The organism is Rivularia sp. UHCC 0363 (genome assembly GCF_034931125.1).
Taxonomy (GTDB): Bacteria; Cyanobacteriota; Cyanobacteriia; order Cyanobacteriales; family Nostocaceae; genus Rivularia.
Genome location: NZ_JAYGHM010000001.1, coordinates 192,312 through 218,775 on the forward strand (window position 1 = coordinate 192,312; position 26,464 = coordinate 218,775).

A 26,464-nucleotide genomic window follows, 5' to 3' on the forward strand; every position below is an offset into this window, starting at 1 on the left:
GTTTAACCTTTGACCTTTAACCTTTAACTTTTCGGAATTCTGTATTCAGCTAAATTCAAAATTCTACGACTTAAATTCCTTTTTTGATAAGTTCTCACAACTTCCCCACCCAATTTTTCCGGTATGCTGCGACTGGGATAATTCTCCTCATCTACGGGGTAAGTAAAATATTCGCAATCTAAATTTTCTTCACACCAGTTTTTCATCGCTACAACTGTTTCTAAACCATAACCATTACTGTGGGCTGTTTTTTTCAGCCAAATCCCGAATTCTGGTTGTTTGCTATTAATGCGATGAATTCCAGCACAACCCAAAAATTCTTGAGTATCTTTTTTTAAAATTACTAGTATTAATTCGTGTTCGTTTTTCATCCCCTCCAGAGAGCTTTTGATAAATGATGCTGTTTCCGCGATATTTTTCGCTGGACGAGGGTACATATAAGTTGTAATTTCTTCGGTAAAAGTCTCGTAAATTGGTTTTTTATAGTCCAATGATATAGATTTGAGTAAAAGGCGATCGCTTATCATTTCTATTTTCAATAAATAATGTGTTGACGCAAGTTGTTGAAATATTTTACTAATTAGGTCTTTCGCTAATTTCATTTTTTTGACTCCCAAAACATATATAGCAATTTCCAGTTGGATGCAATACAGATTTGACCTCACCCTGTCCTCCGGACATCCCTCTCCGATATTTTGGAGAGGGAATGAGGATGAGGTTTTTAATGTATTCTACCCAACCGAAAACCGCTATAGTTATTTGTAAATTAATAATTATATAGACATAAATAAATTAGATATACAGTCAACCTTGATTTTATTCAAACCACATATTATAGCTTTTTAAGTGCTTAAATATCATCTGGTGTAACTTAATTTACGAACTTTTAATTATAGCTTCATACTGTTAATGAGAATTTTATTAAATAATCAATTTTATATAAAGCAAAATTAGCTAATTCCCCAACAAAAAATAATTTAATCTTTAAAAACAAAATGTTATAACAGTATCAGTTGGAATGCTTAAGTTTTGTTAAGATACCAATATTAGTGTATTCTCTGCGGAAATAGAACATTAAAGGCTGGAGAATTTAATAGCACTAATTACCCTTTTAGTTCAAAGAAACAAGTTATGACTACCTACATTTTCTTCGACGAAGCCCTACACATACTAGTAAAAGCCTTCTTAGCGTCGGTAATGTTGCTACTAACTACATCTGGAATCGGGTTAGCAGTAATTGAGACAATCGAAAAGGCAAGTCTCCGTAATCCTTGCTCAAAAGGCTTTAGATAAAACTACGGAAAAAGAATAATTTATTTTCAAAAAAACTGAGTGCAGGTGTTCGCTTGGCACTAAATGTGGGAACACTATACTTATAAAATCTTTGTTGTATTGCTTACCTAAAAATATTTTTTTTAAGTAAATACACTACCAAGGAGTTCCTATTTAAGGAGTAAGTTGTAATGAGTCTATTTGATAGAGCATCCGGTTCTCAAAGCAGAGTAAAAAACGCACTCAGTCCAGCAGAAGCTTTTACCGCGATCGTTTTGATTGCAGTTGCTTCAGACGGCAATCTTTCACAAACACAAGCGCAGGAAATTTATCAAGCACTGTCTCATCTAAAACTGTTGAAAAGCTACTCTCAGGATGAGATGCTATCGATGTTTGATATATTGTTAGGTATCATTCGACACGAAGGGGTGAATGACTTGTTTGATTCTGCGAAAGATTCACTTTCAGAAGATTTGAGAGAAGCAGCCTTTGCAGTAGCTACAGATTTAATTTTGACTGACGGTATCCTCGTTGAAGAAGAAGATTTCTTGAAAGAGTTATACCAAGCTTTACGTATTCAAGGTGAGGTAGGTCAAAAAATCATCGAAGTGATGCTTATTAAAAACCGGGGATAGTAGCTACTATACAATCAAAATTTAATATTTTTCTTAATCGATGGGTTATTAGAGAGCCAGCAGAAATTCAAGATTTAGTTAATCGCTTTCTTAACCACAATTCCATAAATACAATTGAATAACCATGTTTTTTTAATGTGCCATCATGAGTTTTAACTTGTGGTGGTACATTTTACTGGGTGATAGTTTTTATCAAATATGACGACTGTATGTAAAAATGTTAAATCCGGTACTTTCTATTTTTCCTAAAAGAACTATAGGATTAGAGAACTTTGTTTGCGAACATTATTTGCGAACGGTTCGATGATTCTTGGAATTTAATCAATTAACGCATCATTATCCTAAACCCCGGTATTATGCCCTGTTCTGCCACCCTTAAACAATTAGTTGAATTGCTTGGTGCTACTTGTGTAAATCTATCAGAAACAGCACTTGCACAATCATTCTCTGGTATACAAACAGACAGTAGAATTATTAAGCCAGGAGAAATATTTGTCGCGTTTCGCGGTGAAAACTTTGATGGACATAAGTTTGTTGGCACAGCAATTCAAAAAGGCGCATCCGCAGCAATTGTTGATTTTAAATATGACAATCCGCAATTTCCCGTACTGCAAGTTTCAGATACCCTCGAAGCTTATCAAAAAATTGGTCAATGGTGGCGCAATCAATTTTCAATACCGATAATTGGGGTTACGGGTTCGGTGGGTAAAACCACAACTAAAGAGTTAATTGCCGGAGTTTTAAGTACTCAAGGAAGAGTTCACAAAACTTATGCGAACTTCAATAATGAAATTGGCGTACCAAAAACTCTTTTAGAATTAGACGCACAACATAATTACGCGGTTATAGAAATGGCAATGCGGGGTTTAGGACAAATTGCCGAACTCACGCAGATCGCTCGTCCTACAATTGCTGTGATTACAAATGTCGGAACCGCTCATATCGAATTACTTGGTTCGGAGACAGCTATTGCTCAAGCTAAATGTGAAATCTTGGCAGAAATGCCCCTAGATGGGGTCGCAATTCTTAATTACGACAATCCACTATTGATGGAAACGGCCGCGATTTGGCAAGGAAAAGTTATTACCTTCGGCTTTAACGGCGGCGATATTCACGGTAAATTAATTGATAATTATACTTTGGAAATCGGTGGTTTACGCTTACCCTTACCAATGCCGGGAAGACATATTGCCGCTAACTACATGGCAGCTTTAGCGGTCGCGCAAGTTTTAGGTATTGATTGGAATTGCTTTAAAAATGGTGTTGTAGTAAATATGCCGTCCGGGCGATCGCAGCAATTTACCTTGCTCAACGACGTGGTAATCTTAGATGAAACATACAATGCTGCACCAGAAGCGATGGTCGCAGCATTGAATTTATTAGCCGAAACTCCCGGAAAGCGACATATTGCGGTGTTGGGTGCAATGAAAGAACTTGGAGATAAATCCGAGCAACTGCATCAACTCGTCGGAAAAACAGCAAGCTCTCTAAATTTAGATGCCTTGATGGTATTAGTTAACTGTAGGGATGCAGAAGCTATAGCCAAGAGCGCTAAAGGAATTCCCATCCAATGCTATGCTACCCACGACGAACTAACAGATGGCTTGAAGCAATACCTCCAAGATGGCGATCGCATTTTATTCAAAGCAGCCCATTCAGTCGGACTCGATCGAGTCGTAAGTCAATTACGCGAAGATTTTAGCGTAGGAGCAATGTAAAGGTTAAAGGTTAGGAATATAAATCTCAAGCTCAAAATTATTTTCTATGCCCAATTACCAATTACCAATTACCTATTCTCAATAAAATAATAAGTCCGAACGTAGCGCCTTTGAAATAAAATTGCTCCAAAGTTGGTAAATAAGCAGGTAATTGCCAACCACAATAAAATGTAGGTAGGAAGCTGCACGACACCGATCGCAAACCAGGTGTAAACGTGCAGTATCATTACTACGGCAAAAAAAGCTGCAACGGCTGCCGATTGACAAACTTGAGACAATGGACGATGAAGTGCAGCCAGAACTATTGTTGATAATGTGGGGATTAAATTCGCTGGAACTAGGAAGGCGCAAATAGTTACACAGTGATTGCGAGAAAACTCGGTTATTGTGTTGAAATCAAGCATCAATTTTTATTAATATTTTCCACTTGTTACCATCTGTGTAACACATTTACGAAAAAAATAAATGTATTCAATTATATATTCTTGACTTAATTAAACAAAAATTAAGATTAATTACAGATTATATTAATACCTAATTTGTCAAAATTGGTTTTATTTTTTGATTGATCTTTTTCAATTGTCAACTGGCAGGAGTCCCCCGTCCTACCCCTATGGAGGCGGCGGGAGGAATGCTTTTTGCGAGTTTAATTGACAACGCATAGCTTGGTACTCCTTTTTATTAGTTTGATATTTTTAGGGTTGAACTGACCAATACGTGACCAGTTATGGTCATAGATTGAGATATTTTTGGTCTTTTCAGAATTAGTAAAGCCACCAACCCAGCCGCGTATTATTTCGCTTTTACGAGAAGTCTGGACATAATCACCTGAACGGAAACCAAATGGTGTTATTGTTCCACCTTGCCGCTTTAAAATTCCACCTTTCGAGTAGTTTTCTTGGTACAGTTTCCGTCTAAATAATTTTGGACGGGTAACAACAATAAAAGGTGCTTTGGTTACGGAGCATTCCCCAACCCAATGATGACCATGAATTTTTGCTGTGTGGAATTCCTTATACTGAATAAATGCTGTAGAGGCTAATGCAATAGCATCATTTGCATGGGTTTCTGGAACTTGCTTGGATTTATCTTTTTTGTCTTTAACAAGACCTAACTGAGTGCGATATTTTCCAGTATCTAAAGAATCTATTTCTTTGAGTGGTGCCAGTTTTGACGCTTCGGCTCTAAACCATTCTTGACCAATTGTTACAGGAGATATACCTGCGTCCGTTTCTCTTGGAATTCCCCCCACACGATTCGTCTCTAACCTCAGATACAGGAATTATTTTAGACATTTCTATTAATATCTTTAGTTCCATTTCTCTGTTAGCTTTTACGCTAGGAGGTAATTTGTTTTGACGACGGTTATTAAATCGTTTCTCTCGGTGATTGCGTAATTTAAAAGCAACTTTGCGATTAATACGCTGTCCTCTACGAGTACGACGTAGTTCTGCGCGTTTCTCCATTTTACCTGTCACAGATTGCCTATCTTTACGGGTTTTCTTAGATTTGTAAAAACCAGGGAGACAAGCATGGAACAAGACAATGGTCGCTAACTTGGATTGAAAAGCAATTCCTGTAAAAGCCTTGCCTCTATCTGTTCCTACTACTATTTTTTGTGTTTTAGTCCCAGACGGTTCGCGCAACAATTGAACATAAAAAACACCAATCTTATTTCGTTCCCCGATAGCTAACCCTGACTTTATCCACTTCCTGGCGCGTGATGGCGTGGTTGGCATAAGTGGTTTGCCATCTGCGGATATTACAGGGATTCTTGTTGCTTGTTTATTTTGATTCATGGGGATAACCCAAATTATTACTAATTTGTATTGGAGATAAATCTCGTCCCTTCGGGCAATTCAGCAAGCGATACTCATTCACGACTGAGCCGTATAGAGGTACCAACTAGGGAAATATTGGTACGTATAACCGGAGCTGAATCTAAGCGCCCTAACCAACTCTTACTTTGCATACCGTGAACTCAGTAAACCGAGTTTTCTGCAAGCCCACATTCACCTATTTTGGGAGTGTGGGTAGTTGACTTGTAATGAGTCTTGTACCTTACTCAAATGAAATCGGCTGTAATCGATCGTTGAGAGACGCTGCCGAAAGCAACGTCTCCATATATTTCTATTTATATCGAACTAAGCAACGAAGGTTTACTTCACACCAAAGTGTGCAGCTACAGCTTCGGAATCACCAATTAATTTACCATCGATAAATACTTGAGGAACGGTAGTTGAACCTGTTGCGGCTCTTAAACCACGAGTATTAAAATCTTTGTTTAAGGTGATTTCTTCGTAACTTAAACCTTGATTTTTTAGTATCTCTTTAGCGCGAGCGCAGAAAGGACAACCTTCTTTAGAAAACATGAAAACGCCTTTGGGTTTTGCAGCGTCGGGATTAATATACTTAAGCATTGTCTCTGCATCAGATACCTTGAAGGGATCGCCCGGTTCTTCTGGTTCGATAAACATTTTGTCAATTACGCCATCCTTGACAAGCATGGAATAGCGCCAGGAACGCTTACCAAAACCTAAGTCGGTTTTATCAACCAACATTCCCATTCCTTCCGAAAATTCACCGTTACCGTCGGGAATTAATCTTACATTCTCTGCCTCTTGGTCTTTTGCCCATTCGTTCATCACGAAGGAATCATTTACCGAGATACAAATAATATTGTCTACGCCATTTTCTTTAAAAGCGGGAGCCAGTTCGTTATATCCTGGTAAGTGCGTTGAAGAACAAGTTGGGGTAAATGCTCCGGGCAAGGAAAAGACTGCCACGGTTTTACCTTTGAATAAGTCATCTGAAGTAATATCCTTCCAATCATTGTTCTCACGAACCCGGAAAGTCACGCTAGGAACTTTTTGTCCTTCTTTGTTAGGCAACATAAATAAAACTACCAAATAAATTCAATTTAAGCGTAGTCGTTATGAGTATGCTTGTCAAGGGGGGTGGGGGACAAGGATAAAATTACCAATTACCCTAACGGGTCACTCAGTAGGGGTGTTGATTTTTAACTAGTTCCCAGTCGGAGACTGGGAACTCCTGTGTGTGAGGCTCCGCCTCAAGTATATTAAGAGGCAGAGCCTAGGCTGTTGACTCGGTGGTTTTTTTGGGCTAAAAGTTCATCCAGTTTTTGTGTTGGCTTTTGACGGTCGGCAGAGCCGACTGTCATGGGTTCCCATCCGGAGGCTGGGAACCAGTTAATGCATGAGCCAAAAACGGGTAAATTCTATCAAAGTCAACACCCTAGTCACTCAGTATTCAGCTTGATGAGCCTTTAGGGTAACGCAATTAGCCGTAGCTTAGCTGAACGCAAGTTCAACAATAAACCGCACCCTTGGGGTGAACCTGAGACGTTGCTGTTTTCCGCACTCCTAACTTTTAATCTTTAACCTTTTTATATTTGTATATTTGTGTCATTTAATCTCAGCATATTCAACGATAAGCTTAGGCGTGCAAATCGTAAATCATGTTGAGTTAAGGAAAAAATACCTATGAAAAAAATACTATCTATTGTGTTTTTGGTGATACCTTTGCTGTTTTTCACCTACGCTTGTGGTGAAGAAACTCAAGCAACTGTTGCTCCCAATGTTGAACAAGTAGCTCCTGTGGAAGTAAAAGTTGTTGAAAAAACTCAGACAGTTGTTAAACCTGTTGATGCTGTAAAGGTTGCTGAAGAAAAACCTGCTGTGACATCTGTAAAAGTTACTTCTGAAGAATTAGCAGTAAAACCTGTGGCTATGGCTGCTTCTCATGAGGAGGGTGCTAAGTTGTTCAAACAAAATTGTGCGGCTTGTCACGCAGGTGGAGGAAACTTAGTTAATGCACAGAAAACGTTGAAAAAAGATGCTCTTGAAAAATACGATATGTATTCTAAAGATGCAATTATTTACCAGGTAGTTAATGGTAAAAATGCAATGCCTGCTTTTGGTAAGCGTTTATCTTCTGAACAGATAGAACAGCTTGCTGAATATGTTTTAGCTCAAGCCGATAAAGGTTGGTAAAAGTTTGACTTGATTATCGAGAAAAATAATTAAAAAAATTGGTGGTTAATAGTTGCTGTTTCGTATAGACTACTACGAAAATAATTGCTATTAGCCACTAATTATGTATTAGCCTGCTTTTCGCAATCCACTATTTTTTGATTAATACTCATGCGGTTTTACCAAATTTTTCTCAGTTTGGTTATGGTTATTATACTGATGATATTTTCATTTCAAACTGAGGCTTTGGCACTAAACCAAGGTAGCTCGAAAGAATTAGAGTTGTTTCAATTAGGTATTGCACAACTCGAAAGCAATAAATATGCCCCAGCTATTGACAATTTTACTCAAGCAATTGAGATTAATTCCAAATATACAGTAGCTTACTACAATCGCTGTTTGGCTTATCTACATTCATCAGATTATCAGCACGCGATCGCAGATTGTAATACTGCCATTGAGCAAAATCCGCAGTTGTTGGAAGTTTATCTAAATCGCGGTTTAGCGTATTATAAGTTACAGCTACCAGCGGCTGCGATCGCCGATTTTGATTACTTTCTTGAGACTTACCCTTCAGACTTCCGAGCCTATTACGATCGAGGTTTGGCGTATTTCGATCAAAAAAACTATCAACAAGCGATTAGCGACTATAAAAAAGCATTAGAACTAATATCTCACACAGATACCGACCATATTGCAGCAATACACAACGAATTAGGTGTAGCTTATCTACAACTCAAAGAATTTGACTTAGCGATCGCCGATTTTACGAGCGCAATTTCCAACGATATCGAAGATGCGAGTTTTTATTGCAATCGCGGTTATGCTTTTCGGGAGCTAAAAAAACATAAACAAGCGATCGCCGATTTTACCGAATCGATTCGACGCAACCGCAACCAAGGAGCAGCTTATGTTGCTAGAGGTTTCGCGTTTTATAAAGATGGTAAACAGCAAGAAGCTTGGGAGGATTTTCTTCAAGCTGCCGAATACTTTCGCTACGCGGGAAAAATGCAGCAATTTCATCAAATTATTTATCTAATTAAAATATTGCGTCGCGATTCTCCTTTTAGATCGGAAGTTTTGTTGACAAATTTGCTTCAAAGTTAAGCATAGTATGGGCTGACAAACTTTAGAGCTTACCGCTTAATTCTCTATTAATCCGATTTATCATGTTAATAATACGGTCATTCAAAGTAATTTAACAAACTTGATGTTTTTGACAACATCGTTATAAATATTTTGTTGTTTTATAAATACTATTACCTGGTATTTACACTTAAATCAAACCAACTTATAGTTAAATGAATTACAAACTATAAAAATAATAGTGTGATGTGTGGGCATGACTATATATCAGATAACACCTCACGGTTTCGTATGGTTTGCCTCTGTGATCGCTTCGAGAAGAATTGAGAGTAAGGTTGAATATTTATTTTCGTGTGTCTATTAATCTCAGGCACTAATTCGTCTTAATTACATCTATGTACTTAATGATAGGTTTATTTGCTTAATACTTTCGGATTATCTTGTAATTTTTTTTCTGACAGAAACTAAATTTCAAGTATAAAAGATATTGTCAAGCACTATTTTTTGTAAATTCAAGATATATTGTGACAGATTTTGTAGTGGGTAACAGTAATTACAGTTCTACAACTTGATTGCAGATTACAATTACACAAATACTCACAAAATTCGGATATTGAATTTGAAGCGAGAGGGAAAACGTGAAGTTTAAAAATCCCATATCGTTTCCATTTGTGTTTGAATTTTTAGTATTTTGCATTCCTAATATAGTGAAAAATGTTTGATTCACATTCGCGCTTGTATCTACCTGACGCGCATAAGGTTATAGCACCACTCCTGTTTTTGGCAAGAATAACAAAATTAATTTTAAATTTTAAATTTTAAGGATATTACGCTATGGCTTGGGTAGCGTATAGAAGAGAAGTTGATTTACGAATTACCAGATGCGGTTGTGCATCGCGGGTTTTTGTTTCAAGTAAGACGGTTTTATGGCTTGCAGAACTTTTCGATCATCCTCAGCCAATATACGCGAACGGACTAAAATTCTCCGACCCCTGGATTCATCTAAACTTAAATCGGAGGATTACTTGTTTTTTAGGTACAAGTACGCAGTTTTCCGGAAGAACAGTAGGAAACTCTGTGTAAAGAAAATATGGGTATTAGTAAAATGAAATACCATGAATGATATTGGCTTGCTGATAACGACTGCCCTAACAACAGGACATCCATCTGTGCCTTATTTATTTAATGAAATAGCAGTCGAGCTAGATTTCGGTGTAAAAGAATCAAATCTTATTCAATCAACTGGTTTAATTACTCCTGCTCGTATTACACCACCAGAATTTATTCAATCAAGTGGAATTCAAATAGCTTCAAAAGTTATTTTACAAAAGAATGAAAATGTACTTAAAAAGATTAGAGATAGAATCGAATCTTTTGATTGTTGTCACTTAGAAGGACACTCTGTTTCTGTAACAAAACAGCCAATTGTTTTAAAAAAATATTTAGAACATAATTCGTTAGAAGCAGCTAATAGAATTATATTTCCTTCAACTTCTCCACCTACTTTAACTGATGCAATAGAAAACACTCCTCAACTCAAACAAATACAGGCAGGAGCTTCTAAGGTAAGACAAGTTAACTCAGGAAAGGTTATTAGTAACTACAACCAAAGCCTGCCAATCTTAAGTTTTGGGACTTCCGGCTTGTCCGTAAGAGTGTTGCAGCGACTGTTATTAGTTAATGGCTATCCCATTAGAGTTGATGGAAATTTCGGCGCTCTTACAGAAATTGCTGTCAAAGCCTTCCAAAGTGACCGGAATTTGGCTACAGATGGTGTAGTTGGACTACAAACTTGGCAGCAATTGACAAGATAAAAACAATGTAGGGAAAAATACTTTGCATCATACTCTTAAAAAAAACTCGTTTTAAGTATTATAAAGCACATCTATCGCCAGAGTTTTTCCTGATGCAAGCTTATGATATTGTCATAAGTAGTGTAGGTATTAGGAGGTCAAGTAGATGACCGTACTGGGTTTGCTAATAGCAACCTTCATAACGCAGGGGCAAGTGTTTCTGCCTACATTATCAACTCTATTTATCATCAATCGAGAGACGGTTCAGCAAGGTTTAATAGATCGGTGCTTACCTAGCATCGCTCAGATTAGTCATCAACCCAAGTCGTGCGTTTTAAATTACAAGTATCAAAAAATACCTGGCGTTGTGGAAAACAAAATTCCTCGGCAAGGTTCTGATTGTTCAATCGAGAGTCTTCAGAGAAAAGTGGCTTTTTCTGCAGTATTGAAAGACTATTCAATGAATGCCCAATCTTTAACTTTCGATAAAAGTCTCAGACTTGCTCCCAAAAAATGGGATATACCACAGACAACAGATTACCAGCGAGAGCAGCGTTTATTAGCTCAGTATTATCGAGGTCAACAGCTACCAGTTTTACGTTATGGTCATACTGGGGATGCTGTCAGAGTCCTGCAAACACTGTTAACATACAATCGTTACGGTGTAGGAGTAACCGGAAGGTTTGATGTACTTACAGAAACAGCTGTAAAAGCGTTTCAAGAACATCGACGATTAGGAGCAGATGGGATAGTTGGAGCTAGGACTTGGCAAGAACTCACGAGATACGCTGCATTCCATACGCAAAGAGACAGAGACCCGATGGAACTCCCGATGCTTGGCAATCAGCCACTTTATCCTTGGGAAAAGAGATTTGTCCTCAATTTCGCCGAGTCTGCGGTAAGTATCTAAGTAGGTTATGAAAAGGGAGTAGGCTACGGGTTTTGTTGACGCGCAAGCGTCTTCTCTTTGAGAGCTTAATTTATATTCTGTTACATAGTGCTGATTTATTTCTAGCGACCTAATTAAACTATTATTTAGCGATGTCGCTGTTGTTCGAGTTGCTGTTGCGCTCTGGGCTTATACATTAAGTAAAATAATGATTCAAGGTAGCGCAACAAATCTTCTCGTTGTTCTTTAGAAGTAAAATTCCAGAAGCCATAAATTCGCGCTAAGCTAAGCAATTTATTAACGTGAATTTTCCAGGTATAAGTACTGTAAACTCTATCAATACCAGCTTGAGACATTTTATGCCAATCATTAGGGTTTTGTTCGTATTTAGTCACAAAATTCAATATTTTGCTGGCTGTTTCTTCTAGATTAGTCGGATTAATATAAAACCCATTTACTCGATCTTGAATAATTTCTAATGGTCCGCCAAACTGGGTTCCAAAAGTTGGTAATCCCGAAATCATTGCTTCTAAAATTGTTAAACCAAAAGCTTCAAATAAAGCTGGTTGAACAAATATTCCTTGACGGTCAGCTATGACTCGATAAACTTCACCTGAGTCAGCTTTGGATAAGCGTACACCCAACCAGCGAATCTTGCCATGAAGATTGTATTTCTCGATCGCGTCATAAAGTTTGATAATTTCATCGCGTTCTTCGTTGTCTCCCGATTCCTCAACGCGCAATTTACCGGCCACTAAAATTAAATTACAGTGCTTTTGTAATTCACTGCTCTGACCGAAACATTCAGCTAAACCCGTCATATTTTTAATTCTATCCAAACGTGCCATTGAAAATAAAGGGCATTTATTTGGGTCGTCTAGTTTACCGAATACCTGGGTCGGGTCATCCAAAGTAAACAGCAATTCTTCTAGTCTGTTGCGATCGCTCTCTACCCGATCTTGTTTTCGCGAGTAGGGAAAAAAGCAACTCTCGTTAACTCCTGGTGGGACTACATTAAATTTGGGACTAAACAGTTCAATTCCACTTACCACATGATACAAATCTGGCATGGTAAAGCATTGATAGGATTCATACTGTCCCACACTATGCGGTGTTCCGACAATTTCTTGATAGCTGCTGCTGATAATAAAGTTAGCGGCATTCATAGCAATTAAATCAGCAGTGAATTGTAGCGAGAAATGATACTTATCTTCTAAATCTTGCCAGTATAAATTACTAAATAAATACTTTGATTTTTCTAAAGCGTGAGCAACATTACATTGAGTTACTTTCAAACGACGCGATAATAAAAATGCAACTAAATTACCGTCTGTATAGTTACCAACAATTAGATCGGGTCTACCTTGAAACTCCGCTAATAGCTCCTTTTCTGCATCAACAGCAAAAGTTTCTAAATAAGGCCAAATTTCAAACCGAGAAATCCAATTTTGGGTCATATTCGGATTGAATTCCCGGAAAGGAACTCTGAGAATCCAAGCATTTTGGGTGTCGTGGACTTTCTCCAAACGTTGGTTACAAAGAGTACCGTCACTATTAGGAATCAGACGAGTTAAAATAATTACTTTTGGCTGGACATTTAGTGTTTCTAAACCCGCAAGTTGTGCATCTTCTTGGAGTTGTACCTCCAGATTTTTGGCTTGATCGAGAACATAAACTACTTGACCTCCAGTATCGGGACGACCCAAAACACCTTCTTGAGCAAACCAACCGTGGGAAGAGACCAAGACGATTTTAAAAATCATCGGAACACGGGAAATAAATGCTTCCAAGGTTTGAGGATCTGGAGAGTCCATCAACTCATCGAGAATATTTAAAGTTTCTAAAACCCTAGCAGCGGTGTTACCCCAACCTGGTTCAAAACCCAGCGTTTGCAACTGAAAGCGAAACTCTTCATAAGATTGTTTTTGGGGAAGATTAGCGACTAGTCCTATAGTTTTTTTGAGTTGTTGAGAAAGATGCTGTTGGGATTTAATACTACTATTTATTAATAGCTGAACACCGTTATATTGGTGCAGTTGAAGGAAATCAAATAAACTTTCTAGCCATTGTTTGGAGTCTGCAAACAGCTTGCTTGAGAGGTAGCGGTTAAGAAATTCGACTCCTTTGCCGATATTTTTGGGGTCGCGAATTTGTGGAGAGTAGTCGTAAAAAGGAGCAAAATCTAGCTCTAATAAATCACCTTCTTGAGGATTATATTTATTTACGAAACGATCGCGGACATTGAGTAGTTCTTTTGTGGTCATATTCTCAATATTCAAGTCAGCCGTTAAGCGATAGACTTCTTGAGAAGCAATTTTCGGACGGACAATAAAACAGAAGCTCGATTCTTCTCGAATAATTTCTTGAGTATAGTAAATTAATTTACTTAAGTTTGAACCTGTATAAAACTCATCTGATTTTTTGTTTTTACTACAATATTCGCTATAAGCATTAAGTATATCATTATGTAGCAAATAGCTATTCTTTTGTTGACGTAAATCGCTGAGAAAAGACCTAAAATCGCTTTTTTCTTCGCTATCTAAGATAGATTGAATCAATTCCGACATAATGACTCCGAACGGATAAATTTTTTATTGTTATCAAAAACACCCGCAGCCTAGAAGGCTGGGGCTAATATTACAAAGCCTACCTGCGTAGGCTAAATTAAGCACATCTTTAATATAAAAACGGGATAACATTTTCCTGAATTAAATCAGCAAGTAGTTGCAATCCACCGAATATTTTTTTTGGAAGTAATTACCTCATCATGCTCCCATATCTTTAACAGTTCTGCAATATTTGGATTTTTAATAAATAAGAAATATTTGACTGTCAAATAAAGAATTATATTAAAACCAAAATTATATTAAATTAAACTAAATTGAATTAATAATTACGTTTGCAGTATCGAAATTACCGATCGCCCTTAGCATCACCGAACTTAATTAAAAACGCGATCGCTATACTAACAAGCAAAATTAATACTGTACTCAAAGCGGAACCAAATCCCCAATTTTGAGCGGCTCCCAGGAACTGATTATAAATCAACCGTGCTGATGTCATACTCGAAGCACCACCGAGTAATTCGGGATTAACGAAATCTCCCAATCCCGTAATAAATACCAGCATGGAAGCAGCTGCAATCCCCGGAAAAATTTGCGGTACGGTTACTCTCCAAAATACCTGTATGGAATTTGCTCCTAAATCGGATGCTGCTTCGAGCAAACGTTTATCTAATTTTTCTAAAGAAGCGTATAAAATTAAAACCATATAAGGCAACAAATTGTAGCTCATCCCAATTAATACGGCTTTAGTACTATTAAGTAAATCTAAAGTTGGTAAGTTAAAATTAGTTAATACAGTATTAAGTAAACCTGTAGGACGTAGAATTGTAATCCAAGCATAAGAGCGAAGTAGCGAAGAAGTCCACAAAGGCAAAATAAAGGCAAGAATTAGCAAATTACGCCAGCGTTTCGGTGCCATTCGCGCAATCCAAAAAGCCACAGGAAAGCCTAATACTAAACAAATTACTGTAGTTGCTAATGCTAGAAGTAAAGAACGTTTAATTACGTGTAAATAAAGTGGGTCAAATATACGTAAATAGTTTTCAAAACCCGTTGGATTGACAATATCTCCCGGTCTAATTCCCGGTACAAAACTTAATTCAATAATTATCAGTGTTGGGATTACTAATAATAATAAAAGCCAAATACCAGCAGGGGCTAATAATATAAAAGCTTGAAACCAATTTTGTCCTGAATTACGGGATTTTATTTTTTGAGAAGTTTGGATTTCGGTAGTCATAAATTTGAGTTAACAGTTAAGTAATTTTAAAACCAAACGATAAACCTTTGTAGAGACGTAGCACTGCTACGTCTCAAACAATCTGAAATCACCATTGCCAGATTTTTCAAAAGGTACAATGCTTTATACCACAAAAATTTTAATGGATCATTTTCGCAATGTCACGCCACTACGTTGTAGCAAATATTTTTAAGTCTTCCATACAATAAAAACCCTCCAGTCGATTTACTGAAGGGTTTTGTATGTAATTAAAGTTTTATTTTAAATTCCGCGCTCCTTTTCCCCGGTTACAGTCAATGCACAATGTTTGCAAATTATTCAGGTTGCTACTACCACCTTTAGAAAAAGCAATAATATGGTCAACTTCTAGCTGAACTTGCTTTGCATTTCTACCGCAAAAAACGCATTTATATTTGTCTCTGTGTAAAACGGAAACACGAATTGAGGAGGGAATGTAGCGCGAACGTTTGCTTTGAGGTTTAGTCGCTGACTTTCCCGATTTATCAGGTTTTTGAATCTTCGCTTGGTTAATCAAGTCCCTAATTACACCACGTACAAGTTTTTGTAGTGGGTTGGGAGACTTTTTTGCCATTTATATTGAATTAATCAAAAATTTTCTTCAAACCATAAGCTGCAAGTCCTACGACTGCGCCTACTGCAACAACTGGAGCCGCACCAATAGCAACAGCAGTTCCACCAACAGCTAAACCCATTCCTCCAACTGTTGCAGCAACTCCAGCACCTGCTGCTGCTCCACCTGCTGCAAAGCCCGCAGCTTCGATAAAATCATCATCTTTTTTAGACATTGTTTTTTTATCCAGATTTATTAACTTCTATAAAAAAAAGTAACAGAAGAGTTTTTAAAACTCTATTCGTGCTATTACTGAACTTACAAATTAAGTTGCCGTGAAGTTGATGAATTTCTCAGAGACGATATAGATAATTTCCGAAGCATTCTATAAATAATTAATATTATGTATTGATTTAGAGAAATAAATAAGTACTGATTTCTGGCATATTAAGAAATAAGTAATCAGAGTTTTATAACGATTTATTTTTAATGACTTCAGTAGATTTTCCCAAACACCAAAAAGCCAAAGCCCTCAAACCCGGAAGCCCTCGACCTGCAAAAGAACTATGTAGCGAGTGCGGACTGTGCGATACATATTACGTCCACTATGTCAAAGAAGCTTGTGCTTTCCTCAATCAACAAATAGAGGAACTCGAACAACAAAGTCACTCTCGTTCCCGCAATCTTGATAATCCAGATGAACTTTATTTCGGGGTACAGCAAGAGATGATGGCAGCGCGGAAAAAGGAACCAATTCCAGGCGCACAATGGACGGGGATTGTGAGCGCGATCGCAATTGAAATGCTCGAACGCGGTATTGTCGAAGGCGTTGTTTGCGTCCAAAATACCAAAGAAGACCGCTTCCAACCAATGCCAGTTATTGCCAGGACAGCAGAGGAAATACTGGCAGCGAAAGTAAATAAACCAACATTATCGCCGAATCTTTCCGTATTAGAACAAATTGAAAAATCGGGAATGAAACGGTTATTGGTAATTGGTGTTGGTTGTCAAATCCAGGCATTACGTGCTGTAGAAAAACAGCTTGGTTTAGAAAAGCTTTATGTATTAGGTACCCCTTGCGTCGATAACGTCACCCGTGCCGGATTGCAAAAATTTCTCGACACTACGAGCAGATCGCCCGATACGGTAGTACATTACGAATTTATGCAAGATTTTCGGGTTCATTTTAAGCATGAGGATGGTTCTACTGAAACCGTACCTTTCTTTGGGTTAAAAACAAATAAACTCAAAGATGTATTTGCTCCTTCCTGCATGAGTTGTTTTGACTACGTAAATTCCCTTGCTGATATTGTAGTTGGGTATATGGGCGCACCTTTTGGCTGGCAGTGGATTGTAGTCAGGAACGATCGCGGTCAGGAAATGCTCGATTTAGTCAAAGACCAAATCGACACCCAAGCAGTAATGTCCCAAGGGAATCGCCAAGCAGCAGTACAGCAGAGCATTCCCGCCTACGACAAAGGCGTAACACTTCCCATGTGGGCAGCGAAATTAATGGGCGTAGTCATCGAAAAGATTGGCCCCAAAGGTTTAGAATACGCCCGCTTTTCCATAGATTCTCACTTTACCCGCAATTATTTGTATACAAAGCGCAATTATCCGGAGAAGTTGGAAAAGCACGTTCCCGAATTTGCCAAGCGGATTGTGGAACAGTACGAATTGCCGGAGTAGGAAAGGGATGGGGTGATGGGGAGATGGGGAGATGGGGAGATGGGGAGATGGGGAGAATTTTGACCTTTGACCTCAATTACTCTTAACTATCCCCAATGCCCAATGCCCTATGTCCTATATCCTATTGCTTCAATCGCAGCTTCAAGAGCGATCGCCACATGAGTCCAATGAGTTCCTCCCTGACAGTAAACTATGTAGGGTTCCCGCAAAGGTCCGTCGGCAGAAAATTCTGAGGTGCTGCCTTCGATAAATGTCCCCCCAGCCATGACTACTTTACTTTCGTATCCCGGCATTTCGTCGGGAATGGGGTCGAGGTAGGAACCGATAGGAGAATGTTGCTGGACGGCTTTACAAAATGCAATTAGTTTTTCAGCAGAACCTAGTTTAATTGATTGGATGACATCGCCGCGAGGGGCAAAAGGTGCGGGGTTAACGGGATATCCTAGTTTGTCAAAAACATAACCAGTAAGGTGAGTGCCTTTCATCGCTTCCCCGACCATTTGCGGAGCTAAAAACAATCCTTGAAACAACAAACGGAGTTGGTCAAATGTGGCACCCCCTTCTCTACCAATTCCCGGAGCCGTCAAGCGGCAAGCTGCGGCTTCTACTAAGTCCTCGCGTCCGGCGATGTAGCCGCCAGCAGTGACGATGGTTCCTCCAGGATTTTTGATTAAGGAACCGGCGATTAAATCCGCACCGACATGATTGGGTTCTTGGGTTTCGATAAATTCGCCGTAGCAGTTATCGACAAAGCAAACTGTGTTCGGATTTTGCTGCTTGACTAAACGAACAATTTTCTCTATATCGGCAATTGAAAGACTAGAACGCCAGGAATAGCCGCAGGAGCGCTGAATTAATACTAAACGAGTCTTATTTTCTATCGCATGGCTTAAAGCCTGCCAATCTACCGTTCCTTCTGAGGTGAGATTCAATTGACGATAGCTTATGCCAAAATCAAGCAGGGAACCTTGATTTTTACCCCTTAAGCCAATGACTTCTTCAAGAGTATCGTAGGGTGCGCCTGCAACTGCCAACATTTCATCGCCGGGACGGAGAACGCCGAATAAAGCACAGGCTATTGCGTGAGTCCCAGAAACGAACTGTACCCTAACTGCTGCGGCTTGCGCTCCCATGATTTCTGCAAAAACTTTATCTAAAGTTTCTCTGCCCAAATCATCATGACCGTATCCCGTTACACCTGCAAAATGGTGCGCCCCTACACTATGATGACGAAAGGCGTTTAGCACTCTTTGAAGATTTTGCTTGACGTTGTGGTCAATTCCAGAAAAAATCTTTAACAGTGCTTGTTCTGCTTCTCGCAGATGTTCCAAGCTGTTCATTACTAAAAAGGTTCTCAAAAAAAATAACTAAACTATGCGGTTTTGTGGCGCTATTGGCGCTACGCTTTGCGCGATCGCCGCGCAAAAAGCCCGTATTCCGGGCATAACGGACGCGCAGATTAGGCTAAACAATTCTCAAACAGGTTACCGCATGACAATTGCTACATCAACAACTAAAGGACCATTAAATTGGTTACACATTACATTTTTCGTTGGTTTACATTTTGGAATTTTGCTTGCCTTTTTTCCAGCTTTTTTTAGCTGGAAAGCTATCGGTGTAGCCTTACTTTTATACTGGGTGACTGGAGGCTTGGGTATTACTCTGGGGTTTCACCGTCTCATAACTCATCGCAGTTTTCAAACTCCTAAGTGGCTGGAGTATTTCTTAGCATTTTGCGGGACTCTTGCTTGTCAAGGAGGACCAATTGCATGGGTTGGAATGCATCGTATACATCATTTACATTCTGACCAAGAGTTAGATCCCCATGATTCCAATAAAGGTTTTTTTTGGAGTCATTTGCGTTGGATGTTTTACCATTCTCCAGCTTTTGCTGATGTTCCTCGCTTTACTAAAGACATCAAAGATGACCCATTTTATCAGTTTTTAGAAAAGTATATGCTACCAATCCAGTTCGCTTTAGGTGGATTGCTATTACTTTTGGGTGGTTGGTCTTTTGTTGTTTGGGGTATTTTTGTTCGTCTTATTTTTGTATGGCACTGCACCTGGTTTGTCAATAGTGCAACTCATAAATTTGGTTATCAGACCTACGATGCAGGAGACCACTCCACAAACTGCTGGTGGGTAGCTTTATTGACCTACGGTGAAGGATGGCACAATAACCACCACGCTTTTCAATATTCAGCCCGTCACGGCTTGAAATGGTGGGAAATTGACCTGACTTGGATGACGATTCAACTACTGCAATTTTTGGGTTTGGCTACAAATGTCAAATTAGCACCTGCGGATAAGTAATCTATTTTGGATTTGAGATTTTGGATTATTCCCACCGATGAATCGAAGTGCTTGAAGATTTTGGCTTGTCATCACTTGAGGGCGATCGCAATTTTTCAACCCGGTTTTACACTATTATTAATGCTGGGGTTTGAATCCAAAATCCAAAATTGATCGGAATAAATTAACCTCTATTTACCCCCGCTTAGGGATTCTTACTTAGAAAATAAGTGGGGGTATCGCTTGTTTTAGGAAGAAAATAGATCTTTCTCTAAATACACGGGGTTAATTAATTGATATAATCCGAATCGCGAATGTTACGAAACTTCGTAAAAAGCGACTATGCTAGTGGCTTAAATGCGGAGTCTTTATTTTTAATTAAATTCATTCATGACAACATCAGCAGTAAATACACACCAGTCGCACCCTAAACAGCTTACTGACTCCGAACTAAAGCTGACAGACATCATCAAATCTCTGCCCCCAGAGTGTTTTGTTCAAGATGCTCGTAAAGCATGGTTTAGTGCAATTAGCAGCGTTTTAGCCGTTATTGTCGGCTACTTTTTTTTGGCGATCGCACCTTGGTATCTTTTACCTTTAGCGTGGATATACACGGGTACTGCTGCTACAGGTTTTTTTGTGGTCGGACATGATTGCGCTCATCGTTCATTTGCCAAACGCATCTGGGTGAACGATCTAGTGGGACATTTATTTATGATGCCGTTAATTTACCCTTTCCACAGTTGGCGGATCAAGCACAATTATCACCACACTCATACCAATAAGCTAAGTGTCGATAATGCTTGGCAGCCCATTGGTACGGATGTTTATGAAAATAGTGGAGCAGCCCTCAAGTGGCTTTTTAAAAGATTTTTATACAACCGCTTATGGTGGATCGGCTCAATCGTACATTGGGCGATGCATCATTTTAATTGGTCTTTGTATCGCAAACAAGACCAACCTGCGATCAAGTTTTCTGTAGCTGTAGTAGTTATATTTGCAGCTGTATGTTTCCCTACATTAATTGCTACAACTGGGATTTGGGGATTTATCAAGTTCTGGTTACTTCCCTGGATGGTATACCATTTCTGGATGAGTACTTTTACTTACATTCACCATACTGCTCCAGATATCGCTTTTATCGCAGCAGATAAATGGAATGCGGTTACAGCCCAGCTATCTGGTACAGTTCACTGCAATTACCCCAAATGGGTAGAGTTTCTGTGTCACGATATCAACGTACACGTACCCCATCACATTTCTACGGCAATTCCTTCCTACAATTTACGTCTTGCCTATCGCAGCTTACAAGAAAATTGGGAAAGTTATTTGCATGATGAATGTACATTTTCTGTATCTTTACTAAAGTATATTACCGACAGATGTCATTTATATACCCCAGAAAATGAATATATTTCCTTCAAGGATTATTATGCACGACGATAAGTCCTGATTTTTTTTGAATTACGGATTTATATATATTTGACCCTCTTAAAAACACTGGGGGTTAATAATCACTCGTGCATTTTGCCTAATTTCGATGTGAAATATCAAGTTGTAAAACTGAAAGTAAAAGGCTATTTTTTAGCGCATGGCTTAATCTTTGTGATGCGTATCAAAACTTAGCCTTTGCTAGACATTTTTGTAGACCAAAAAAATTTTAGATTTTAGAATTACGATTTTAGAATGGGCGATCGCTATATCTAAAACCTCTGCATAGTGCAAACTTCTTATTTAAAGAAGATAATCTAAAATTGAAAATTAAAAATCAAAGAGTTCACTTTATATCCGGTAACGTAACAAGCGTGCAAACTTCTACAGTTAATGCAGAGAATACTCCTCATGCCGTATCATCAGAGGAACAACTACCTTTTACTCTGGGTGATTTAAAAGCAGCAATTCCAGCAGAATGTTTTCAGCCTCAAGTAGGTAAATCTCTATTTTTCTTCGCTCGTGATATCCTAATTATTGCTGGACTTTATGCTGTAGCTTACTACCTAGATTCGTGGTTATTTTTCCCCATTTTCTGGGTAATGCAAGGAACGATGTTCTGGGCTTTATTTGTAGTCGGACATGACTGTGGACATCAATCATTCTCTCGCTACAAATGGTTAAATGATTTAATTGGACATTTATCTCATACACCGATACTTGTTCCCTATCACGGATGGCGTATAAGTCACCGGACTCACCACAAAAATACTGGTAGTTTGGAAAATGATGAAAGTTGGTATCCGATATCGGAATCAGCTTACAAAGAAATGCCTTTAGTGCAGAAAATCGGCAGACATTACCTGTTTTTACTGGCTTATCCAATCTACTTATTTCAGCGTTCTCCTGGAAAAACTGGTTCTCACTTTTTACCCAGCAGTCCCTTATTTAAACCTTCGGAAAAATGGGATGTGATCACCAGTACCGTACTTTGGACTTCAATGGTCGGTTTACTGGCTTTCTTAACCTATGAATGGGGTTTCATGTGGTTGATCAAATATTACGCTGGACCCTATATTGTATTTGTGATTTGGCTGGATTTGGTCACATTTTTACATCACACTGAGCCAGATGTTGCTTGGTATCGCGGTGATGAATGGACTTTTCTTAAAGGTGCGATTTCCAGTGTTGATCGCGATTATGGTTTTATTAATCATATCCATCATGACATCGGTACTCATGTTGCTCACCACATTTTCTTAAATATCCCTCACTACAACTTAAAAAAAGCAACTGAAGCAATTAAACCAGTGTTGGGAGAATATTTTCATAAGACTGACGAGCCAATTTTAACTTCTCTGTGGAATTCCTACAGAAAATGCCATTTTGTTCCAGATGAAGGTAGTAAGGTTTATTACACCTCTCATTTGAAGTAGTCATGAAAATAAATTAATTTTTGTAGAGACGTAGCATTGCTACGTCTTTTTTATGATATTTAGGACGCACTTAATTAAATCGTGGTGCGTTTGGATATCTTGAATTATTAGTTTAGCCCGCAAAAAAATGGAGACGTAGCAGTGCTACGTCTCTACATCAGTTGCTTGTAATCAACAATGATAATTTACTAAATTTGGGGAACTACCGAATTTATTTGAGGAGGATTACCCATCAGCTTCAACCAACCATAGTTAGCAACTAATGCTTTTGTAAAAGTAGGGTATACATTGTATGCTACGCCGTATTCTTTACAAACTTCCGCTAATATCGGAGCTATTTTCGGATAATGGATGTGGCAAATCTGAGGGAATAAATGATGGACAACTTGATAGTTAAGTCCACCCAGATACCAATTTAGAAAACGATTTTTGGGAGCAAAATCAACCGTTGTTTTGATTTGAAAAATTGCCCATTCGTCATCTATGACATTTCCTAAAGAATTTGGCTCGAAAAACTCTGCTGGTTCGAGTACATGAGCAAGCATGAATACATTACAAATGAGTACACCGTAAACCATATTCACGATGCATAGTCCGATAATTATTTGTATCGGACTGTATCCAAGAGCAAATGGGATACCAACGTAAAGTCCCAACCAAACAGCTTTTGCTCCGAGCAAAGTAAGTAGTTGTAAGGTCGTTGGTTTGGGAATATTATACTCGTGGTATTTACGTTTAAATAAGATTAAATGGACATCAGCAATTGACCAATAGAATGGAATCATTGCATAAATAAAGTTAATCAACAAATGCTGAAATCGATGATACCATTTATGGTCTCTCGCTGGAGACATCCTGACTAAACCATCGCCATCGATTTCTACATCATGACCGATGATATTTGTATAGGTATGATGCAAAAAGTTATGACGACATATCCATAAATAACTGGAAAGACCGATGAGAAAATCATAAGTCAAACCAAAAGCGCTATTAACCCATTTTCTACTAGAATAACCGCCGTGATTGGCATCGTGTCCGACACTAAAGCCAATACCAGCAAAGCTCATTCCTAACAGGATGCATCCAAGTATTTTCAGTCCTAAAATGTCCGGAGAAAAAAGAGTAAATAGCCAAGAAAAAGCTAACCAGCTTAAGATAATCGCACTTTTAAAGTACATTGCAAAATTATCTCGGGTAGTAATATTCTCAGATTTAAAATAAGCATCAACTCGTTTATTTAATTCTTTTCTAAAGCCAATATTTTTGGCAAAAGTAACTCTAGCAGTTTGCGTTTGTGTCATGGACAATTTTTCTCACTCAAATAGGAGATCGATCTAATAAACATCTTACACTCCGAACTCAATAAGACCCAAAAAACTGGGTTTTCAGATAAATCGTTAAATTAATCTGATTTATATTTTTAACAAACCCGATTTTCGTCCCCGTGTAAGATATAATTCTAGGCACTTTTTTATAATCAGGTCAAGGCTTCTATTTACATTTTGCCTTGTTATTGCAGAAAAAAATATACACCTAATTAACTGTACAAATTTACAGATTAATGGTGTATTTTTATATTTCTCAACAATATTGAATTCTATACTAATATCAAAATCTTCCGTTTCCTTGAACGATGTGTTTAAGCGTAGTCAAGCTTTCTAAACCAATCAGTCCTCTACGATGTCCTTTTTGGTTAGACATTCCGAGGAACACTGCATCTCCCCACAATGGATTCCGGCTAAAACGTGGAGAAGCATTAATATATGTAGAAGCGCTATTTACGCCTAAAGCGAATTGCCTGCTTTCTTGGTAAGATTCAGTCACAATGCAGTCAGCGTGTCCGCTACTATATTGATTAATCCAGGTAATCGCCGTATCTAAACTATCTACAAGTTTAAACGCAATTGTTTTAGTAAAATAAGGACTTCCCCATTCGCGATCGTCAACTAGTTGCAATTGAGGAAATGTTTCTTGGAGTTCCGCATCTCCTCTAAGGTAAAAACCTTTATCCTGTAAGTTTTTTAACAGCGTACCCAACGAAGACGATAGAGTTTGCCGATTAATTAATACCTTTTCAATTGCATTTACCGGGTCTGGAGAACTAGCATGGCTTTCAAGAATCATCCACCGCACAATATCCACCAAGCTACCATTTGACGACCAATATAGATAACAATTACCCATAGCCGATTTTAAAACTGGTGCCGTAGATTGTCGTACTACCTGCTGTATTAAACTGGTGCGTCCGTAGGGAATCACCAAATTTATATATTGCTCTTGAGCAACCAAATCCCGAATTGATGTACCTTGTTCTGCACTTACCAATTCTAAAGACCCTACAGGTAATCCAGCTTCTGCGACAGCATTTTGCAATACTGAGGCGATCGCCGCATTGGAATGGCTCGCTTCAGTACTTCCCTTTAAAATAATACTGTTGCCGGTTTTGATACATAAACCAGCCGCGATCGCACCTAATTCTGGAAAGGCTTCGTAGATAAAAGCAATTACCCCCAAAGGTGTTGACTGGGAGTAACTTTGCTCTTCACCTAACTGATAATCGGCAGTTCTCATCCGCCGCAGGGGGTCTGATAATCCCTCCAACCTTTGCAGAATTTTGACTGCCGAATCCAAACGTTCCGGAGTTAACTTCAGCCAATCCAAAACTAAATCTGGAACTGCCATTTCTCGACAAGCTTCCAGATCCAAAGTATTAGCTTCTAATATATCGTCAAACGAGCGTTCTAGCGCCTCAGCCATCGCCATTAAAGCACGACTGCGCTCGGCTCCTTTAGTGATGCCTAATTTTAAGGCAGCACCGTATGCACATTTGGCGATACGCGAAGCGTCGCTTTTGGCGATCGTGATTGGTTGGGGGTTTTCAGCAAAAGCATCCACAGTAAATAATCAGCGCCTTAACGTCTGTAGGTAAGCCAAACCATAAGTGCTGGCAGTATAGCTAGTAGCACTGCTATCAGCGCCCAAGCAATAATGCCAGAACCACTCGCTAAACGCAATGCTAATGGCAACCATATAATGACTAGCACGAAAATAATACCTAGCGCTACTGGTAAGTAACTTTCTCCCAAACGCGGGTGGACTACTTTCCATCCAGAACCCGTCCAGCGCCAAGCTCGTTTGTACGGATAGGTAGTAGAAAGCTGCTCTAAAACACGAGCGTTGTCTTCCACCACGAATATCTGTTGACAGCGATCGCAACCGAAGGCTTCTGTGAGAGTAATCGGAATTAATTGTCCCCGACGGCGACAGGGACAAGGGTATTCGTTGTTAAAATCGATTTTTTCGGGCTTTTGTGGTTGCACTATAACTGCTCTTTTGACTCTCCCGAGGTTTTAAATTAGGAATCTTTTTTTATATTCCCTTAAATTGACAATTCGGAATAAACTGCTTGATACAGAATTCTCTATTGAAAAATAATTTAAACGGACAAGGTAGTTTACCCACTAAAATTTCTTTATATCATCAACCTTATGCAAGCTGTTACTGTTTCGATATACATATTTTTATTAAAACAGACCGCCCCTAAACGATATCTATTTTTAATATACGTAAATTTAAATAAATCTTCAAAAAATGAATTAAAACTAAAAAATGCAAGAAGTTTGTTTTCCTGCATTTTCTATAATTCTTAAATTTTAAAAAGCGGGTGACGCGATTCGAACGCGCGACATTCACCTTGGCAAGGTGACGCTCTACCACTGAGCCACACCCGCATTTTTGTCCTAAATAATAATATCCCATACGGGTTGGAATTTGTCAACACTTTTTTTGGAAGATAGGGAGATGGGGAGATGGGGAGATGGGGGGATGGGGAGATGGGGAGATGGGGAGATGG

Annotated in this window: 25 protein-coding genes and 1 tRNA gene; 12 read left to right on the forward strand and 14 right to left on the reverse strand. The window is 38.6% G+C overall.

The features are described 5' to 3' along the window. Nucleotides 1-23: 23 nt before the first annotated feature. Entirely contained in the window at nt 24-602 is a 579-nt protein-coding gene (locus VB797_RS00795) for a GNAT family N-acetyltransferase (protein ID WP_323235708.1), read from the reverse strand. 529 nt (nt 603-1,131) lie between these two features. On the opposite strand from VB797_RS00795, the gene VB797_RS00800 reads away from it, so the two are divergent. The 3 genes from VB797_RS00800 to VB797_RS00810 all read left to right on the forward strand — a co-directional run bounded on the left by VB797_RS00800 (nt 1,132) and on the right by VB797_RS00810 (nt 3,625). Next, nucleotides 1,132-1,293 carry a hypothetical protein gene (locus VB797_RS00800; RefSeq protein ID WP_323235709.1) on the forward strand — a complete coding sequence of 54 codons (162 nt, stop codon included), beginning with the start codon at nt 1,132-1,134 and terminating at the stop codon, nt 1,291-1,293. Between the two features lie 170 nt (nt 1,294-1,463). Then, nucleotides 1,464-1,907, forward strand: a complete 444-nt coding sequence (locus VB797_RS00805) for a tellurite resistance TerB family protein (protein ID WP_323235710.1) — start codon at nt 1,464-1,466, stop codon at nt 1,905-1,907. Nucleotides 1,908-2,263: 356 nt separating this feature from the next. Next, complete coding sequence (locus VB797_RS00810; protein ID WP_323235711.1) at nt 2,264-3,625, forward strand: UDP-N-acetylmuramoyl-tripeptide--D-alanyl-D-alanine ligase; 1,362 nt, start codon at nt 2,264-2,266, stop codon at nt 3,623-3,625. A gap of 68 nt (nt 3,626-3,693) precedes the next feature. On the opposite strand, the gene VB797_RS00815 is transcribed toward VB797_RS00810, so the two are convergent. The 4 genes from VB797_RS00815 to VB797_RS00830 form a co-directional block, all read right to left on the reverse strand. Further along, nucleotides 3,694-4,029, reverse strand: coding sequence for a hypothetical protein (locus tag VB797_RS00815; protein WP_323235712.1), 336 nt, complete (start codon nt 4,027-4,029; stop codon nt 3,694-3,696). Nucleotides 4,030-4,271: 242 nt separating this feature from the next. Next, nucleotides 4,272-4,877, reverse strand: a complete 606-nt coding sequence (locus VB797_RS00820) for a hypothetical protein (RefSeq protein WP_323235713.1) — start codon at nt 4,875-4,877, stop codon at nt 4,272-4,274. Continuing rightward, nucleotides 4,810-5,364 carry an RRXRR domain-containing protein gene (locus tag VB797_RS00825; RefSeq protein WP_323235714.1) on the reverse strand — a complete coding sequence of 185 codons (555 nt, stop codon included), beginning with the start codon at nt 5,362-5,364 and terminating at the stop codon, nt 4,810-4,812. Before VB797_RS00825 ends, VB797_RS00820 begins: the two co-directional genes overlap by 68 nt. 420 nt (nt 5,365-5,784) lie before the next feature. After that, on the reverse strand, nt 5,785-6,519 hold the full coding sequence (locus tag VB797_RS00830; RefSeq protein WP_323235715.1) for a glutathione peroxidase: 735 nt from the start codon (nt 6,517-6,519) through the stop codon (nt 5,785-5,787). Nucleotides 6,520-7,128: 609 nt separating this feature from the next. Here VB797_RS00830 and petJ point away from each other — a divergent pair. The 5 genes from petJ to VB797_RS00855 all read left to right on the forward strand — a co-directional run bounded on the left by petJ (nt 7,129) and on the right by VB797_RS00855 (nt 11,406). Continuing rightward, entirely contained in the window at nt 7,129-7,638 is a 510-nt protein-coding gene (gene petJ / locus VB797_RS34905) for a cytochrome c6 PetJ (protein ID WP_416350823.1), read from the forward strand. Nucleotides 7,639-7,836: 198 nt separating this feature from the next. Continuing rightward, nucleotides 7,837-8,724, forward strand: a complete 888-nt coding sequence (locus tag VB797_RS00840) for a tetratricopeptide repeat protein (RefSeq protein ID WP_323235716.1) — start codon at nt 7,837-7,839, stop codon at nt 8,722-8,724. A gap of 813 nt (nt 8,725-9,537) precedes the next feature. Next, nucleotides 9,538-9,786 carry a hypothetical protein gene (locus VB797_RS00845; RefSeq protein ID WP_323235717.1) on the forward strand — a complete coding sequence of 83 codons (249 nt, stop codon included), beginning with the start codon at nt 9,538-9,540 and terminating at the stop codon, nt 9,784-9,786. Nucleotides 9,787-9,818: 32 nt separating this feature from the next. After that, a complete protein-coding gene (locus VB797_RS00850) occupies nt 9,819-10,517 on the forward strand; it encodes a peptidoglycan-binding domain-containing protein (protein ID WP_323235718.1) in 699 nt (232 codons plus the stop codon). A gap of 406 nt (nt 10,518-10,923) precedes the next feature. Continuing rightward, entirely contained in the window at nt 10,924-11,406 is a 483-nt protein-coding gene (locus VB797_RS00855; RefSeq protein WP_323235719.1) for a peptidoglycan-binding domain-containing protein, read from the forward strand. Between the two features lie 125 nt (nt 11,407-11,531). On the opposite strand, the gene VB797_RS00860 is transcribed toward VB797_RS00855, so the two are convergent. The 4 genes from VB797_RS00860 to VB797_RS00875 all read right to left on the reverse strand — a co-directional run bounded on the left by VB797_RS00860 (nt 11,532) and on the right by VB797_RS00875 (nt 15,995). After that, nucleotides 11,532-13,952 carry a sucrose synthase gene (locus VB797_RS00860; protein WP_323235720.1) on the reverse strand — a complete coding sequence of 807 codons (2,421 nt, stop codon included), beginning with the start codon at nt 13,950-13,952 and terminating at the stop codon, nt 11,532-11,534. A gap of 346 nt (nt 13,953-14,298) precedes the next feature. After that, nucleotides 14,299-15,189 carry an ABC transporter permease gene (locus VB797_RS00865; protein ID WP_323235721.1) on the reverse strand — a complete coding sequence of 297 codons (891 nt, stop codon included), beginning with the start codon at nt 15,187-15,189 and terminating at the stop codon, nt 14,299-14,301. Between the two features lie 256 nt (nt 15,190-15,445). After that, complete coding sequence (locus tag VB797_RS00870; RefSeq protein WP_323235722.1) at nt 15,446-15,781, reverse strand: HNH endonuclease; 336 nt, start codon at nt 15,779-15,781, stop codon at nt 15,446-15,448. Between the two features lie 10 nt (nt 15,782-15,791). After that, entirely contained in the window at nt 15,792-15,995 is a 204-nt protein-coding gene (locus VB797_RS00875) for a hypothetical protein (RefSeq protein WP_323235723.1), read from the reverse strand. A gap of 254 nt (nt 15,996-16,249) precedes the next feature. Here VB797_RS00875 and VB797_RS00880 point away from each other — a divergent pair, with 254 nt between their 5' ends. Further along, nucleotides 16,250-17,449: a Coenzyme F420 hydrogenase/dehydrogenase, beta subunit C-terminal domain gene (locus VB797_RS00880; RefSeq protein WP_323235724.1), complete on the forward strand. Its 1,200-nt coding sequence runs from the start codon at nt 16,250-16,252 to the stop codon at nt 17,447-17,449. Nucleotides 17,450-17,556: 107 nt separating this feature from the next. Here the strand turns inward: VB797_RS00880 and VB797_RS00885 are convergent, their stop codons facing one another. Further along, nucleotides 17,557-18,789, reverse strand: coding sequence for a methionine gamma-lyase family protein (locus VB797_RS00885; protein WP_323235726.1), 1,233 nt, complete (start codon nt 18,787-18,789; stop codon nt 17,557-17,559). A gap of 151 nt (nt 18,790-18,940) precedes the next feature. Here VB797_RS00885 and VB797_RS00890 point away from each other — a divergent pair, with 151 nt between their 5' ends. The 3 genes from VB797_RS00890 to VB797_RS00900 all read left to right on the forward strand — a co-directional run bounded on the left by VB797_RS00890 (nt 18,941) and on the right by VB797_RS00900 (nt 22,608). Next, a complete protein-coding gene (locus VB797_RS00890) occupies nt 18,941-19,762 on the forward strand; it encodes an acyl-CoA desaturase (protein WP_323235802.1) in 822 nt (273 codons plus the stop codon). A 369-nt stretch (nt 19,763-20,131) separates the two neighbouring features. Further along, on the forward strand, nt 20,132-21,187 hold the full coding sequence (locus VB797_RS00895) for a fatty acid desaturase (protein WP_323235727.1): 1,056 nt from the start codon (nt 20,132-20,134) through the stop codon (nt 21,185-21,187). Between the two features lie 359 nt (nt 21,188-21,546). Next, nucleotides 21,547-22,608: a fatty acid desaturase gene (locus VB797_RS00900; RefSeq protein WP_323235728.1), complete on the forward strand. Its 1,062-nt coding sequence runs from the start codon at nt 21,547-21,549 to the stop codon at nt 22,606-22,608. A gap of 188 nt (nt 22,609-22,796) precedes the next feature. On the opposite strand, the gene VB797_RS00905 is transcribed toward VB797_RS00900, so the two are convergent. The 4 genes from VB797_RS00905 to VB797_RS00920 form a co-directional block, all read right to left on the reverse strand. Continuing rightward, a complete protein-coding gene (locus VB797_RS00905) occupies nt 22,797-23,912 on the reverse strand; it encodes an acyl-CoA desaturase (RefSeq protein WP_323235729.1) in 1,116 nt (371 codons plus the stop codon). Between the two features lie 307 nt (nt 23,913-24,219). Next, nucleotides 24,220-25,476 carry a glutamate-5-semialdehyde dehydrogenase gene (locus VB797_RS00910; RefSeq protein WP_323235803.1) on the reverse strand — a complete coding sequence of 419 codons (1,257 nt, stop codon included), beginning with the start codon at nt 25,474-25,476 and terminating at the stop codon, nt 24,220-24,222. Nucleotides 25,477-25,523: 47 nt separating this feature from the next. Next, the gene (locus VB797_RS00915) at nt 25,524-25,931 is read right to left on the reverse strand and encodes a hypothetical protein (RefSeq protein WP_323235730.1); all 408 of its coding nucleotides are present in this window, start codon (nt 25,929-25,931) and stop codon (nt 25,524-25,526) included. A gap of 339 nt (nt 25,932-26,270) precedes the next feature. Continuing rightward, a tRNA-Gly gene (locus VB797_RS00920) sits at nt 26,271-26,342 on the reverse strand. Between the last annotated feature and the right edge of the window lie 122 nt (nt 26,343-26,464).